Origin of the sequence: Nostoc sp. (genome assembly GCF_036917355.1) — a bacterium.
Lineage (GTDB): Bacteria > Cyanobacteriota > Cyanobacteriia > Cyanobacteriales > Nostocaceae > Nostoc.
This window is the reverse complement of the sequence record NZ_JBALDP010000021.1, coordinates 49,629-63,737: the sequence shown is the minus strand read 5'-3', so window position 1 is coordinate 63,737 and position 14,109 is coordinate 49,629. Positions and strand designations below refer to the sequence as shown.

15 protein-coding genes are annotated in these 14,109 nt (G+C 41.9%); 7 read left to right on the top strand and 8 right to left on the bottom strand.

Annotation, left to right across the window (positions count from 1 at the left end; translation table 11 throughout):
- Window positions 1-55: 55 nt before the first annotated feature.
- On the top strand, window positions 56-1,078 hold the full coding sequence (locus V7K53_RS05735) for a zinc-dependent alcohol dehydrogenase (protein ID WP_335196693.1): 1,023 nt from the start codon (window positions 56-58) through the stop codon (window positions 1,076-1,078).
- A 70-nt stretch (window positions 1,079-1,148) separates the two neighbouring features.
- Window positions 1,149-1,913 carry an ABC transporter ATP-binding protein gene (locus V7K53_RS05730; RefSeq protein ID WP_335196653.1) on the top strand — a complete coding sequence of 255 codons (765 nt, stop codon included), beginning with the start codon at window positions 1,149-1,151 and terminating at the stop codon, window positions 1,911-1,913.
- Between the two features lie 65 nt (window positions 1,914-1,978).
- On the opposite strand, the gene V7K53_RS05725 is transcribed toward V7K53_RS05730, so the two are convergent.
- Window positions 1,979-2,509: an orange carotenoid protein N-terminal domain-containing protein gene (locus V7K53_RS05725; RefSeq protein WP_335196652.1), complete on the bottom strand. Its 531-nt coding sequence runs from the start codon at window positions 2,507-2,509 to the stop codon at window positions 1,979-1,981.
- Window positions 2,510-2,732: 223 nt separating this feature from the next.
- Here V7K53_RS05725 and V7K53_RS05720 point away from each other — a divergent pair, with 223 nt between their 5' ends.
- Entirely contained in the window at window positions 2,733-3,110 is a 378-nt protein-coding gene (locus V7K53_RS05720) for a hypothetical protein (protein WP_335196651.1), read from the top strand.
- A 133-nt stretch (window positions 3,111-3,243) separates the two neighbouring features.
- Here V7K53_RS05720 and V7K53_RS05715 read toward each other — a convergent pair whose 3' ends face one another.
- Entirely contained in the window at window positions 3,244-3,879 is a 636-nt protein-coding gene (locus tag V7K53_RS05715) for an HAD-IA family hydrolase (RefSeq protein WP_335196650.1), read from the bottom strand.
- Entirely contained in the window at window positions 3,854-4,828 is a 975-nt protein-coding gene (gene queG / locus V7K53_RS05710) for a tRNA epoxyqueuosine(34) reductase QueG (protein WP_335196649.1), read from the bottom strand. The genes V7K53_RS05715 and queG overlap by 26 nt, the downstream gene beginning before the upstream one ends.
- 238 nt (window positions 4,829-5,066) lie before the next feature.
- Between queG and V7K53_RS05705 the strand changes: the two genes are divergently transcribed.
- Window positions 5,067-5,498, top strand: coding sequence for a ketosteroid isomerase family protein (locus V7K53_RS05705; protein ID WP_335196648.1), 432 nt, complete (start codon window positions 5,067-5,069; stop codon window positions 5,496-5,498).
- 137 nt (window positions 5,499-5,635) lie between these two features.
- Here V7K53_RS05705 and V7K53_RS05700 read toward each other — a convergent pair whose 3' ends face one another.
- The 3 genes from V7K53_RS05700 to V7K53_RS05690 form a co-directional block, all read right to left on the bottom strand.
- Complete coding sequence (locus tag V7K53_RS05700) at window positions 5,636-6,061, bottom strand: ATP-binding protein (protein ID WP_094351551.1); 426 nt, start codon at window positions 6,059-6,061, stop codon at window positions 5,636-5,638.
- 3 nt (window positions 6,062-6,064) lie between these two features.
- Window positions 6,065-7,738 carry a SpoIIE family protein phosphatase gene (locus V7K53_RS05695; protein ID WP_335196647.1) on the bottom strand — a complete coding sequence of 558 codons (1,674 nt, stop codon included), beginning with the start codon at window positions 7,736-7,738 and terminating at the stop codon, window positions 6,065-6,067.
- 163 nt (window positions 7,739-7,901) lie between these two features.
- Entirely contained in the window at window positions 7,902-8,621 is a 720-nt protein-coding gene (locus V7K53_RS05690; RefSeq protein ID WP_334837069.1) for a response regulator transcription factor, read from the bottom strand.
- Between the two features lie 423 nt (window positions 8,622-9,044).
- Here V7K53_RS05690 and V7K53_RS05685 point away from each other — a divergent pair, with 423 nt between their 5' ends.
- Both V7K53_RS05685 and ftsE read left to right on the top strand, forming a co-directional pair.
- Window positions 9,045-9,800: a WecB/TagA/CpsF family glycosyltransferase gene (locus tag V7K53_RS05685; protein WP_322697238.1), complete on the top strand. Its 756-nt coding sequence runs from the start codon at window positions 9,045-9,047 to the stop codon at window positions 9,798-9,800.
- A 233-nt stretch (window positions 9,801-10,033) separates the two neighbouring features.
- Window positions 10,034-10,780: a cell division ATP-binding protein FtsE gene (ftsE, locus tag V7K53_RS05680; RefSeq protein WP_335196646.1), complete on the top strand. Its 747-nt coding sequence runs from the start codon at window positions 10,034-10,036 to the stop codon at window positions 10,778-10,780.
- A 108-nt stretch (window positions 10,781-10,888) separates the two neighbouring features.
- Here the strand turns inward: ftsE and V7K53_RS05675 are convergent, their stop codons facing one another.
- On the bottom strand, window positions 10,889-11,662 hold the full coding sequence (locus V7K53_RS05675; protein ID WP_335196645.1) for an armadillo-type fold-containing protein: 774 nt from the start codon (window positions 11,660-11,662) through the stop codon (window positions 10,889-10,891).
- 262 nt (window positions 11,663-11,924) lie between these two features.
- Window positions 11,925-12,509 carry a hypothetical protein gene (locus V7K53_RS05670; RefSeq protein WP_335196644.1) on the bottom strand — a complete coding sequence of 195 codons (585 nt, stop codon included), beginning with the start codon at window positions 12,507-12,509 and terminating at the stop codon, window positions 11,925-11,927.
- A 614-nt stretch (window positions 12,510-13,123) separates the two neighbouring features.
- Here V7K53_RS05670 and V7K53_RS05665 point away from each other — a divergent pair.
- Window positions 13,124-14,020, top strand: a complete 897-nt coding sequence (locus tag V7K53_RS05665) for an alpha/beta fold hydrolase (protein WP_335196643.1) — start codon at window positions 13,124-13,126, stop codon at window positions 14,018-14,020.
- The last annotated feature ends 89 nt before the right edge of the window (window positions 14,021-14,109 follow it).

Below are 14,109 nucleotides of genomic sequence, written 5' to 3'. Positions count from 1 at the left end.
ATCAATAAGCCCCAACTGGTAAAATCGGATGGAGCTAATTAATAGGTTTAAAGTTTTGTTAGCAGCGTTACTTTATGGTCAAGAAGATTTACGCCTAGAGGAAGTTTCTGACCCTACTCCGGCGGCTGGAGAGGTTGTAATCCAAGTGGGGGCTGCAACAACTTGCGGTACAGATTTGAAAGTCTGGCGGCGTGGTGGTCATGCCAGGATGCTGATCCCGCCAACCCTGTTTGGTCACGAAGCGGCTGGGCGAATTGTTGCTGTGGGTACAGGAGTGACAAATTGGCAAGTAGGCGATCGCATCGTCGCTAATAATTCCGCTCCCTGCATGAAGTGCTTTTTTTGTCAACGTCAAGAATATTCCTTATGTCCAAATTTGACCTGGAATAATGGGACTTTTGCCCAATACCTAAAAATTCCCGCACCGATAGTAGAGCATAATATGTTGCAGATTCCCGATGAGCTGCCGTGGGAATTGGCAGCGATGACAGAACCTTTGGCTTGTGTATTACATGGTGTAGCGCGTTCTAATATTAAGCCCAAAGATAAAGTCGTCGTGTTGGGAGATGGGGCGATCGGGTTAATGTTTGTGGCGGTGCTGAGTGAGAAAGCTGAGGTTTTGCTGTGGGGAGGTAATAACCACAGACTAGAAATTGGTCAGAAATTGGGTGCAACCCAGACCTTTAATTATCATCAAATCCCGTATATTCCCAGTGTAGTGAAAGAACTTACCCAAGGATGGGGTGCAGATGTAGTAATTGAAGCCACTGGTGTCCCCAGTGTTTGGGAAACTGCGATCGCCTGCGCCCGTCCTGGTGCAACAGTCAATTTATTCGGTGGATGTCCACGAGATACCAGCATTACCATCAGTACAGAACAGCTACACTATAGTGAACTTACCATTAAAGGTGTGTTTCATAATACACCAGAGTACGTGCGATCGGCCCTTGCACTGATAGCTAGTCGTAAAATTCCCTTTGAGTTACTTATTAGCGAACAACGACCATTAAAAGATTTAGAACAGGTGTTTTCTGATATGAAGGCGCGTAAAGTAATTAAAGTAGCAATGATTCCTTAGTTAGCCCGCCTTATGGATTAACAAAATTTTTATAATAATTGCATCTCTACCATCTAATAACTAAATCCTTATGGCAAACACTATTTCAATTACCGATTCTCTAGTTTCTAATCCCGTCCCTAAATCAACAATTATTCGTTTGGAGAATATCTTTAAAATATATGGCAGTGGCGAAACTGAAGTCAAAGCACTTAACGATGTTAATTTAACTATCAACGAAGGCGAATATTGTTCAATTATGGGGCCTTCTGGTTCAGGTAAATCCACAGCTATGAATATTATCGGCTGTCTAGACCGACCCACAGGCGGACATTATTACTTAGATAATATTGATGTGGCGCAAATGGATGATAAATCTCTGGCACATATCCGTAATAAAAAGCTGGGTTTTGTCTTCCAGCAATTCCATTTGTTACCCCAACTCACAGCATTAGAAAATGTGATGTTGCCAATGGTCTATGCTAGTGTGAGTCTGAAAGAAAGAAGCGATCGCGCCACGGAAGCCTTGACGCGAGTAGGTTTAGCAAATCGTCTTAACAACAAACCAACTCAACTATCTGGTGGACAACAACAAAGAGTAGCGATCGCCCGTGCGATCGTCAATCGTCCCGTAGTACTCCTCGCTGATGAACCTACAGGCGCACTTGATTCGCGCACAACCCAAGAAGTCTTAGATATTTTTGGCGAACTCAATGCCAGTGGAATCACAGTTGTCATGGTGACACATGAACCAGAAGTCGCCCGTCAAACTCAGCGAATCGTTTGGTTCCGTGATGGTAAAGTAGTACACTCCAACCTCACCCCAGCCGACTTGAGTCAGTTAGCTGTCTCGTAGGTTCTTAAAGTCCGCGGGGGCGGACTTTAGTTTGTGTAGCCGCAACTTTTAGTCGCCAAGGCTGATTACAAACTTGATGTTTTCCCAGTTTCTGCTTGCGTTGCGATCGGTTTAACATTGGTGTAACCCACTTCACCAGCTATTGTCCGAAACACTGACATTTGCTCTTCAAAATCTAGTCCTTCAATTTCGGAAAGCAGATCGTTAACTGCCTGACTTGGCTGGTAGCTAGACGGTATTCCAACCACCGTATCTCCCATAGCTACCGCCCAAGCATACCAAACTAGTAGCTGGTTGTTTTCTTTTATCGCTCCATAAGCACGAGAATATTCTGTGTCTTTGCGGTTAACGATATCCCGCATAATATCTAGTTGCTGCTCATCGGATAATTTAAAATAATCTCCGAGCAGAAGTGGTGCTAACTCTGGTTCTGCCGCAGCTGGCGCAGCTGGTGTGATCGAATCACCCATTTTTTTATAAACAAAATAGAACCAGGCTAATTTGGCATCGGTATCTAAGGCGTTAAACTTATCCACCAATTCTTGAGTTTCATTGCTCTGAGCTTGAGAAATAGTTTTGTCGTAACTTGCAGTCATTATTGTTTGTTTCCAAAATAATTTAATAGGCAAACTTATTGTTAGCAGAGTTTGACAATCAGATTCTACTATCGATAGAAAGAGTTAAATTTATTGGAAATTGCCGCTTTAATCTACCTTTTAATAGAGGTACAAGTCTCTCTATAGGAAGCAATAAAGAAACCAATTGCTTTGCTATGATTGCTCAAGTAAGCAATAAAAAATTTACCTAAAGGTTTTAATTATGCCCGATCAAGAAGTAAAGCCCAATTTAAATGAAGCTTCCACCCAGGATGCACAATTAGCTGCCGAAAGCATAGCTAGTGGTGAAGAAAAAGCGCCAACGGTGGATTTTAATGCTGATTATGCAGCTGCACAAAAATTCAGTGTGAGTGAAGTCGATCGCACAGGTAAAGGTGGAGCAGCAGCCGAAGTAGCTACTGCACCTAATCAGAAAGCCTCTAAGCCACAAGAGACAAAACCTCAAACACAGTCAACTGGCAATCCCGATGATTTTATCGAGTCAGCAAAAGAAGTTGGGAATTCTCAGACTGGGGATGCAACTAATGTCAGTGATGATTTAGTAAAACAAGCTTTAGAAAAGGGTGAACGGAAAAATTAATTTTTCCTCATATCTTGCTATTTTGTCAGATGGGCAATGTCACCAATGTAAAAATTGAGGTTTTTGGTATTAGTAGACATTGCCCACTTTACTGTTTCGCTCGATTGTTCATCCGCTTTTAACTATTTATTAATTAACGACTGTTCATCACTCCTAGTAGTTCGCTAGGTTGTTGAATTAAATAATCTGGATTTTGCTTGGCTAGTACTTCCGGTGAGTTAAACCCCCAAGTCACTGCAATCACTTGGATATTTGCTTTTTTTGATGCTTCTATATCTCTAGTTTCATCTCCAACATAAATAACTTCTTGAGGTTTGAGTTGCTTTTGTCTCAAGACATTATTGATGATGGTTGTCTTGCCAAAAATTGTAATTCCTGAGTATATAAAATCAAATAGGTGATTTAAATCATTGATTGTGAGAAATTGCGTAACATTTTCTTTAGAATTAGAAGTGATAATACCTAGTTTATATCCTTGATTTTGGAGTTCTGTTAATGCTTCCTTAATACCCAGAATTGGCTTTAATTCTGGGATTTTGTTTTTTAATTCCCCTTTAACTTTTTTAACTAGAAAAGGGATCTGAAATAGAGAAACTCCTGAGTACTTAATAATTTCCCTTGATGTTAAGTTCTTAAGGAAGGCTAATTGTTCTGGGCTTATTTGTCTATAACCAAAGTCTCCAGCTAAACGATTAGCAATACTTACAAGGGCATCTACTGTATCAGCAATTGTGCCATCAAAATCAAAAATAATTACTTTCTGGGTCATTCTTCTGCCTGGATGCGTCAAGATTAGCTAGGGCGTTGCGTCGTAACATTTCTGGCTTAATCCGCCGCAAGGCAGATGCTGGAAATCGTTTATCCCACTCCCGATCTGAGATTTGGGCTAATTCTAGCAGGTGGGGAGCAATATTCCCAGGATAAGGCTGAAACTCTTCAATATCAGTTGTTTGGGCAAAACGTTGATTCCAAGGACAAACATCTTGGCAAATATCGCAACCAGCAACCCAGCCTTGCAAATTAGACGCGATCGCCTCTGGCAATTCCTTGTCACGGTTTTCAATGGTATGATAAGCAATGCAGCGATTAGCATCGACAACAAAAGGCTGAGTAATTGCACCTGTAGGACAAGCCTGAAGACAACGAGTACAGCTACCGCAGTGTTCTGTATGTGGGCGATCGCTCTCTAATTCTAAATTGGTCAACACTTCTCCCAAAAATACCCAAGAGCCATATTCCCGTGTGATCGCATTACCATTCTTGGCAATCCAACCAATTCCGGCAAGTTGAGCCAACACTTTATCTGGCACCGGGCCAGTATCTGCATAATAAAGAGCCAATACGCCTGGATCGAGTGATTTTAGCCATATAGATAGCTGCTTGAGTTTTCCATGCATCACCTTGTGATAATCCCTTCCCCAACCATAACGGGAAATTTTGGCGTATTCCTCACTTTCAGGACGTTGATGTGGTGTGTAGTAATTCAGCGCTACACACACTAGCGATCGCACCTCTGGCATCACTAAGCGGATATCCTGACGCTTTGGATTAGCCATCCATTTCATATCAGCGTGATAACCTAGTTCAATCCATGCTTGTAACCTCTGTGCTTCTGTGGCATTTATCCGATCTACAGCAGTAATTCCAACTTTGTGAAAGCCCAACTCGCTGGCTTTTTCTTTCACCAGACTGCTGCTCGTTACAGAATTCTGATTCATTTTTTTATCTGGATTTTGCCCAAAGAAAGGCGCTATAATTATACCTTAAGTAGTTAATACCTTTAATTAAGATTTGTTAATTTACCTACATATAGCCTTTCGCAAACTGCGTAGCAGTTCAAGACTTCCATCGTTAGGAAGATTTATTAATATGTAGCAATCTATCTCAACAGCAGCTTTTCTTTTACTTATTTTTGTATTGAAATTAATATTCAGATACCATAATACAGATAATTTTATGACCTCTGCTGAATTTATATCGCCAGCGCAGTTTAAAGAAGAATCCCAGATTGAGGGAATTACAGAATCAAGCGTACTGCGTTATTTTGAAACCTTAAATGCAGGAGAATTTGAGGCAACTGCTGCCTTATTTGCGATAGATGGTGTAATGCGTCCGCCATTCGAATCTGATATTGTCGGGACAGATGCGATCGCAGCCTACTTAAAACAAGAAGGTCAAAACATCAAAGCTTACCCCAACACAGGAATAGCCGAGACTTTAGAAAATGGTGATATCCAAGTCCAGGTAACAGGCAAAGCACAAACTTCGTGGTGTAGTGTCAATGTCTTGTGGCTATTTATCCTCAATCAACAACGGCAAATTTCTTATACTAGAATTAAACTTTTAGCTTCCCCCAAAGAGTTACTTACTTTACGTCGTGAAAATTAAGTAGCAAATAACTACAAAGGGCAAAGTTTAAACCAATATTTCTCACCTACTCACGCAGGATTCATAGCTTTATTCTGACTCCTGAATTCTGAATTCTGACTCATAAATAGCATGACTTGAAAAATAGTCACTTTTGTCTATTGGACTAATTCGGGTAAAGTAGCTTCTAACTTCAGACAGTTGGCGCCATTAACCTGCAACTTGTAATCTACTTTATCCATGAGACGATTCATAATCAGCCAACCATAACCACCTTCTTGCTTTTCCATCGGGTTTGGAGCGTAGTAGTTAGACATGTCAAAGCCTTCGCCGTAGTCCCAAATTTCTAGAGCAAAATCCCGGTCTTTCACTTCTAAACGTAGTAATATGGGTAAATTTGGTTGATCCTTGTGGGCATGACGGACTGCATTAGAGTAGGCTTCCACTAAAGCCAGTCTCAAACGACTTGATTGCCGCGACCAATCCACAGATTCCCCTAGCTGAATTTTCAAACATCCCAACAACCAGTTTTCAACAATATTCAGAAAATTCAAATCGCTTGGTACATGAAGCTCACTTTTCATGACTTACAAAATCTCCAGTGAAAGTATAGTTTGATCGTCTTCTTGAACGTGATTATCTGCCTGGATGCGAGCTAGTAAATGGTTAAGAGAAAGTGGTTGTTGCTCTTGTTGTAAGAGTTGCCAAAGACCATCTTGATTCAGCATCGAACGGTTCGCTGACTCAACCCCAGCCTCAGTTTTTACTGTTGAATCAGGATTATTTGATACCATTGCTTCTGTAATGCCATCGCTGGCTAGTAACAATGTGTCTCCAGCAGCGAGAACCAAGCGACCAGACTGTGCCTGCCACTTAGGCAAAATCCCCAAAGGAACACTGCGAACTTTCAGGTAATTGGGATTTTCGGCTAAAGCACCTTGACGCGACCATAATATTGGATAAATATGACCGGCATTAGTGTAGACCAGTTCCTTAGTGCTAGGGGTATAACAAGCTAACACAAGAGTGACAAAATAATTGTTGCTAATTAAATCTTCACTGAGAGCGTGGTTAAGGTTCTGCATAACCACATTCGGCTCTGCTGGTGTCTCTTGAGATAATTCTCGGCGCAAAACTGAAATAATACTAGCCATAAATAAAGCTGCTGGGACGCCCTTGCCAGAAACGTCACCCACTGCCAACCACAAGTCGCCTTTAGGATGGACAAAAACTTCAAAAAAATCGCCTCCTACTTCACGCGCCGGATAACAGCAAGCTTGTACCTTCACACCTTTAATGTCAGGTAAACTCTGGCGTAGCAGGTTGTATTGAATTTGGCGAGCCACCTCTAACTCAGTGTGAATCTGCTGTTGCTTTTCTTGGAGGCGTTGGTAGAGTTTTGCTTGAGAGAGGGCTAAGGCTGCTTGTTCGGCAACACCTGCAATTAGTTGAATGTCTTCGTCTTCCCAAGGGCGATCGCGTCCCCATTGGTGGAGGGTTAGCACAGCTAACAGATGCTGATGGTAGCTAAGTGGCACAACTAGGTGGTGACTAGGATTACCCTCATATATATCTTGAGCGAGTTGATAATGACGGGTTTCCAGCACCTTTTCAATTAAAACACTGGAGTCGAAGAAGGAATCTAATACATCAGATTTCGGATCGCGGTAGAAGAACTCGTCTTGTGTGAGGCGATCGCCCTCTACTGGTTTGAGCAAGCAACTGGTAGCTTCAAATGTTTCTCCAATAGTTGCGACAATTTTTTGCAGCATACTATCGTAGTCTAAAGATTCCCGAATTGCTGTTGTTACTGCATTAAACAAAGATTCTCGCCGTAGGGCCCGACGCAACTCTTGGGTGCGCTTCTTAACTAGGCGATATGTATCAGTGGCTTGCTCAACTAAGCTTCTCAGCCGTTCTGGATTCCAGGGTTTGGTAATGTACTTGAATACCTGACCAGAGTTAATCGCATCTACCAAATCTTCGACATCAGTAAAACCAGTTAACAAAATCCGAATCGTGTCTGGAAAGCGTTCTACAGTGCGACTAAAAAATTCAGTCCCATTCATTTCTGGCATTCTTTGGTCAGAAATAATTACTGCCATTTCGCCAAATTGATCCAAGATTTCCAAAGCACCAAAGGCATGATTGGCTTTATATACTTGAAAATCTCGTCTAAAAGTGCGGTAGAGTAAATCTAGGTTATCTGGCTCATCATCTACCACCATGAGCTTAAGTTTGTCCGTACCAATCTCAGCCATATTTGACTTTTGTTTTTATATATTTGAATGGCGAGAAAACATGATGTTTATCCCACCTAATAAATAAGAGAAAACCAGAGAAGCTATTCACGTTGAAAATATAACTTTTCCAAGTTATGAGTTTCCCTTGATTATCCTTAATCGATCCACACCAAAATTAAATTTATCCAACTAACCCAGAACGCAAGGCGCGGACTGCTGCTTGGGTACGGTCATCGGCACATAGCTTATTCAAAATATTGCGAACGTGAGTTTTAACAGTCCCAACTGTGATGTAAAGTCTTTCCGCAATTACTGCATTACTACAACCTTCGACAATCAACTGTAACACTTCCAATTCCCTTTCTGTCAGGGTGTAAGGTTGAATTCCTTCCAGATTCTCAAAAGAATCTGGGTTAGGAGCAATAGTCTTGGAATCGACCAAAACCGATTCCAACTTTTGAGGATTTTGTTGCGCTTGTTGTAATACAATCCGAGCGATCGCTGGATCGATCCAAGCGTTGCCATTGTAAGTTACTCGTACTGCTTCCAGCAAATTATCAAATTTGATATCTTTCATACAGTAAGAGTCTGCACCAGCGGCAAAAGCTGCCAACACCGCTTCTTTGTTATCCCGCAGCGTCAAAATTAAGACTTTTGTAAGTAGCTGCTGGCCATTAGTAGTAGATTTTACCTCCCGTGTTAACTCAATGCCATCTTTATCTGGTAAACCAATATCGACAATGGCAATATCTGGTTGTAGCATTTTTAACATTTTTAGACCATCAGCAGCATTAGCAGCTTCACCTACAACTTCAATTTCATCCTTTTGCTGTAGTGCTGTACGAATACCCACACGAGTTAGGTCATGATCTTCAATCAGAGCGATACGAATTTTACTCATAGCCAACTTCAGCCCGTTACACTATAACCATAAAGTCGAGTTTCGTGACATACTCCCACACTAACTGCAAGCAGTATAGTGGAGGCTTCTATTCCCGGAACCAGAGTTGCGAGTTGAGCGTTTTATACTGAGTGAATATTACACTTTAACAATAAAAGTTGGACTGGTTCAGCCCAAGTACAAGCGCCCAAGATTAATAGACAGAGAAGTGAAATTAATTATGTGTTATCTAAAACCCTTATATATACGTAGCAAGGCTGCGTATATACATTTTTGTTCACTCTTATATCTATTTAGTTTAATTATGCTTACTCTCGTTGAAGGGCAAAGGGGAATCTCTTTTGCCTAAGTTCTAATATAAAAAAATTTGATAAACTTAACATTCATGCAAAATCTGGTGTGAGTATTACTTAAGAATAGGCTATGTCTAACGGCAATCAAGCATTTTCAGTGTTGGGAATACCAGTTCATGTGATGGCTGACTATCCAGGCTGGTTGTTAGAATGCCTGCACACAGGCAGAGGAACTCATGTCGTAACGCTCAATGCAGAAATGACTATGCAGGCAGAGCGAAATCAATTATTAGCTCAGGTGATTAAAAATGCTGAACTGGTAATTCCAGATGGAGCTGGGGTTGTTCTGTATTTACGATGGCTGTTATGGCAAAAAGTGCAGCGGTTTCCAGGGATTGAATTAGCAGAAAAACTTTTGCAAGCACTTGGGCAACAGAAGACAGGGACAAAGATATTTTTCTATGGAGGAGCGCCTGGAGTGGCCGCAAATGCGGCAGATTTTTGGCAGCAGCAAATTCCAGATTTGAATATAGTAGGCACTCACTCAGGCTACCATTCTCCAGAAGAAGAAGCACAATTGCGACAAACTCTGGCTCAATTGCAGCCACAAGTGATTTTTGTTGGTTTGGGAGTGCCGCGTCAAGAGTTATGGATTGCCGAAAACCGCCATTTGTGTCCCCAAGCAATTTGGATTGGCGTTGGTGGCAGCTTTGATATTTGGTCGGGAACTAAAACTCGCGCTCCCGCCTGGTTAGGAAATAATAATTTGGAATGGTTGTATCGCCTTTATCAAGAACCTTGGCGCTGGCGGCGGATGCTGGCTTTGCCAGCATTTGCTGTGAAAGCGTTTGTTTATCGTTTGACAGCCAGGGGTGCAATTAGTTAAGAGTGCTGTTAGCGGAAGCGGGGCGTTTAGCCTGTGCTGAGTTAAGAGTGCTGAGTTCTGAATGCTAAGTTCTGGGTGTTATTACTTAGTTAGTATTAAAGTCTTGAAAAAATTTTAAATTTTCTTTGTTGAAATTTAAATTCCCAGGCGAAACCTGGGAATCCTTATTTTGGGGAGAATGTCACATCTAAGTAGGCAAACTGTTTGGTTGTGGGTATGAGGAAAGTTTAACAATGCCAGTATTAACAACTCAAGTTAAGAAAGACTTTTCCGTTCGCGGAGAGGACAGTGAAACTCAACAGCACGGTAGCAATACTACTACAAAGGTACAATTACAATCTGTAAGCAAGACTTATGCTAACGGCACTCACGCCTTATTGAATGCAAACCTTGAGGTAAAAAAGGGAGAATTTCTGTTTATCACGGGGCCAAGTGGTTCTGGAAAATCAACGCTCTTGAAACTGTTGTATGGCCAGGAGTTGCCTACACAGGGAGAAGTAATTGTTGATGAATGTAATGTAGCGGATTTGCGGGGCGATCGCTTGTCATTATTGCGGCGACGAATTGGTATTGTGTTTCAAGACTACAAACTAATTACCCAACGAACAGTAGCAGAAAATGTCACTTTTGTGCTGCAAGCTCAAGGGTATACCCGTAAAGAAATTCAACGACGTTTAGAACCAACCTTAAAGCTGGTAGGTTTGCTGAGTAAAGCTGATTGTTTTCCAGATCAACTGTCTGGAGGAGAACAGCAACGGGTGAGTATTGCCCGTGCGATCGTTGGTACACCACCCCTACTGTTGGCCGATGAGCCGACTGGAAATCTCGATCCAGATAATTCCTGGCAAGTAATCCAGATTCTCCAGAAGTTAAATTCCTTTGGGGCTACGGTAATTGTTACCACCCACGATGAACAATTGGTACGGCGGTGCAATCATCCGATAGTGCAAGTTCGTAATGGAACATTGTCTCGAAAATAGTTATTTGTCATTAGTTATTGGTCATTTGCAAAGGACAAAGGACAAAGGACAAATACTTCTCTACGAGAGGCTGCACCAACGACTACGCTCAGTACAAGTGACAAATGACTAATAAACGTGGTGTTTGACTTTTGCTGATACGGGTACGAAAGGTACTGCTGTTTTGGGGGGTAGCACTTGTAGGCGATCGCAGGCTTGTAAACTTTTAAAAGCTGCCTCTCGCACTACAACTTCTTCCTCTCGACTGAGTAGGAGTTGCAAGCATTGGACAATATCTTGCTGCACTGAAGAGTCAACTCGCTTACGGCTGATGAATTTACTTAGTTGACCTAGAGCAATCAACCGCTTCAATGGATCTTTTTCTGTTAAATTCATCAACAACCGATCGAGGTGGTCTTCTTCCCGATTTTCATAGAAGTTGACAATTTGCCATACTAATAAAATTAAAGTTAACAGGGTTCCCATACCTTGCGCGATCGCACCAGCAGCAATCCAGTGACTGTGAGAGTCGGCCCATATTGCCGCTGCCATGTAAGTGCTGACAGTAGCAATACCACCACTGATAACTGCTAAAACTAACCGACGATTTGAACTATTTAAGAAATTACGTATTTTTGACCAGCGCAATTGCCAGTCCCACTCATGCATTGAGTAAACCAATACCATTACTCCAATGCCGATTAAGAGAGCCAGTAGCAGTTTCCAGTTCCATAACAACATGGCAATGATAATTGTCAGGAACCCAAGAAAGCCCCCAGGGCCAGAGAAACGTTTAAATGTTTGCTGCTTTATGGCTCCCTGTGTCTTGAATTTTGGAAGCGACCAGTTCCAGTTGGGGATTTGGTTGATCAATTGCTGCCAAGAAGACGAAGCCTGTGCCACAGTGTTTACCTACTTGATTATGAAATTACCTATTGTATAAGTTTTACTATGGATGAAGAAAGAATGAAGGCTCAAACCATAAAATGCCCGATTTTTTTATAGACGGAGAGTAGACTAATACAGCACAGCGCAAATTAAGATACCATTTTCAATCGCTCAGAGCAAGGGCATTTTGTACTTAAGGAGGCAGGCAAGTGGTTACTGAGCGTAGTCGAAGTGACCACTTGCCTGCTGCCCTCTGTCTGTCTCCGGTAAGTCTTACTTAAAGACAAAAACGAAAGTTATCAAGGGTGAATTGACCATCAAAAGTACAAAAGGTAACGCTGTGAATGTTATTCACATTTATAGATAATAAGGTATTGGGGGAAATTGGCGAGTCGGAATTGGCAAGATTAGAGCTTGGTAGTGCAGTTTGAGCGAGTAGTTGCCGATCGCGATCGTAGGCGGAAAGCACTAGCCGTTGCGAACTAGTGACAAAGGCACTAACCGAATTAACTGGACGCAAGAAAGTAGCTTCTAAAAATCCGCTTTTGGGCGCTCCCATTAAGACTATTAGCCCTGAATAGGTTGGAAATGCTGGATTTGATGGCTGTATTGCTAGAGAATTGTGAAAAATGACTCCCCAACGTTCATATTGGCGCTCTACTGCTTCAAAACACTTCAAGTCTTCTAAGTCTAAACAAATACAAGTAGGTACAGTAAGTCTGGCATCATCAAAAACTGGCTCGACCTGACCCCGCCTAGCTGAAGCTTTAATTTCGTTTTGTATATTCAAGTTGTCAAGCGCAAATTTAGCATCTTCAATCGTTGGTAGTTTATTTGATTGAAGAGTAGCCTGCTTTACCATGACATCCCGCCTTACTATTACTTAGATAAAAATCAGATTAGTTATACATCAAAAGCTGCGTTTTCTACATATATAAGTAGAATTAACAGCTTATTAAAATAAGCGTTTTAACTATTTTTGACGTGTTGACGCTCAAAATTATTTATCGGTTTTTTGATAGACTACCATAAAAACTTATGCTGGATTCACGCTGGAGCGAGCCTCGTTACCATGAAAAACCCTTATAGAGCAGTAATTTCAACGTTCAGTTACTTTATTTTTATGAAAAAAAGCACCAAATCTTTACAAGTAATCCAGTAATTTTATATCTACTTAATCTGACGCTAGCGAGAAGTCTGAGAGTGATTGGTTCGCTGATAATAACAATGAGTGGGGAGTTTGAACTAGATACATGAAGAGTGCTGAGTTAAAAGACTGCCTACAAGGAACGTTGCTCTTACTAAATACGCAAGTATTAAGTGCTTATTAATTTACTCACCACTGAGTGCGGTAAACATCTAGGGTGACGAAAGGGGAGGCGGAAAAATTATCGAATCTTCTCTTTGTGTGCCTGCCTCCCAGGTATCGTGTCTTACTTGTGCCAACGAATCACTACAGTCAACAAAAAAAGACTTATGTTTCAACCACTAGGATTTGAACAACGCTCTATAGATACCTCACTAGGTAGAATGGTATATTACACTGCTGCTGGAGCGCCTTGGGAGGATGATGTGACAGCCAAAGACGATCGGGAAACTTTGGTATTCCTCCACGGCTTTGGTGGTGGGTCTTCTGCTTATGAGTGGTCGAAAGTTTATCCGGCTTTTGCGGCTGAATATCGGGTCATTGCGCCAGATTTGCTCGGTTGGGGTAGGTCTGAACATCCAGCACGGAGTTATAAAGTTGAGGATTATTTGATCGCGATTCGGGAGTTTTTCGAGCAAACTTGTACTGGGCCAGTAACAGCAATCGCTTCTTCTTTGACCGCAGCATTTACAATTCGCGTAGCAGCAAATCGTCCTGATTTATTCCAGTCTTTAATTCTTACCACCCCCGCCGGACTTTCTGACTTTGGCGAAGACTACTCCCGGAGTTTTTTTGCCCAGTTAGTTAGCGTTCCCATTGTCGATCGTTTACTTTACAGCACTGGAATTGCTACTAGTGGTGGTATTCGCAGCTTCTTAGAACAACGGCAATTTGCTCAATCCAATCGAGTCTACCAAGAGATTGTAGATGCTTATCTAGAATCTGCCCAACAGCCTAATGCTGAGTATGCAGCACTGTCCTTTGTACGTGGTGATTTGTGCTTTGATTTATCCCTTTACATTCAACAATTAGCCACTCCCACTGCCATTATTTGGGGACAAAAGTCGCAATTTACAGGCCCCTCAATTGGTCGCCGCCTTGCTGAAATCAATCCCTTAGCGATCCGATTTTTTCAACAGTTGGAAGATGTCGGATTGACACCACAGTTGGAATTGCCAGCAGTGACAATCGGTTTAATTCGCAAGTTTTTGCCTTTGCTTAATTAACATGAGTCATAGAGACGCGAAATTCGACTCCGCGAACGCCCCGCTGTGCTAACGCGTCTCTACATTCTGTTTCACCAGATGTTTAATAA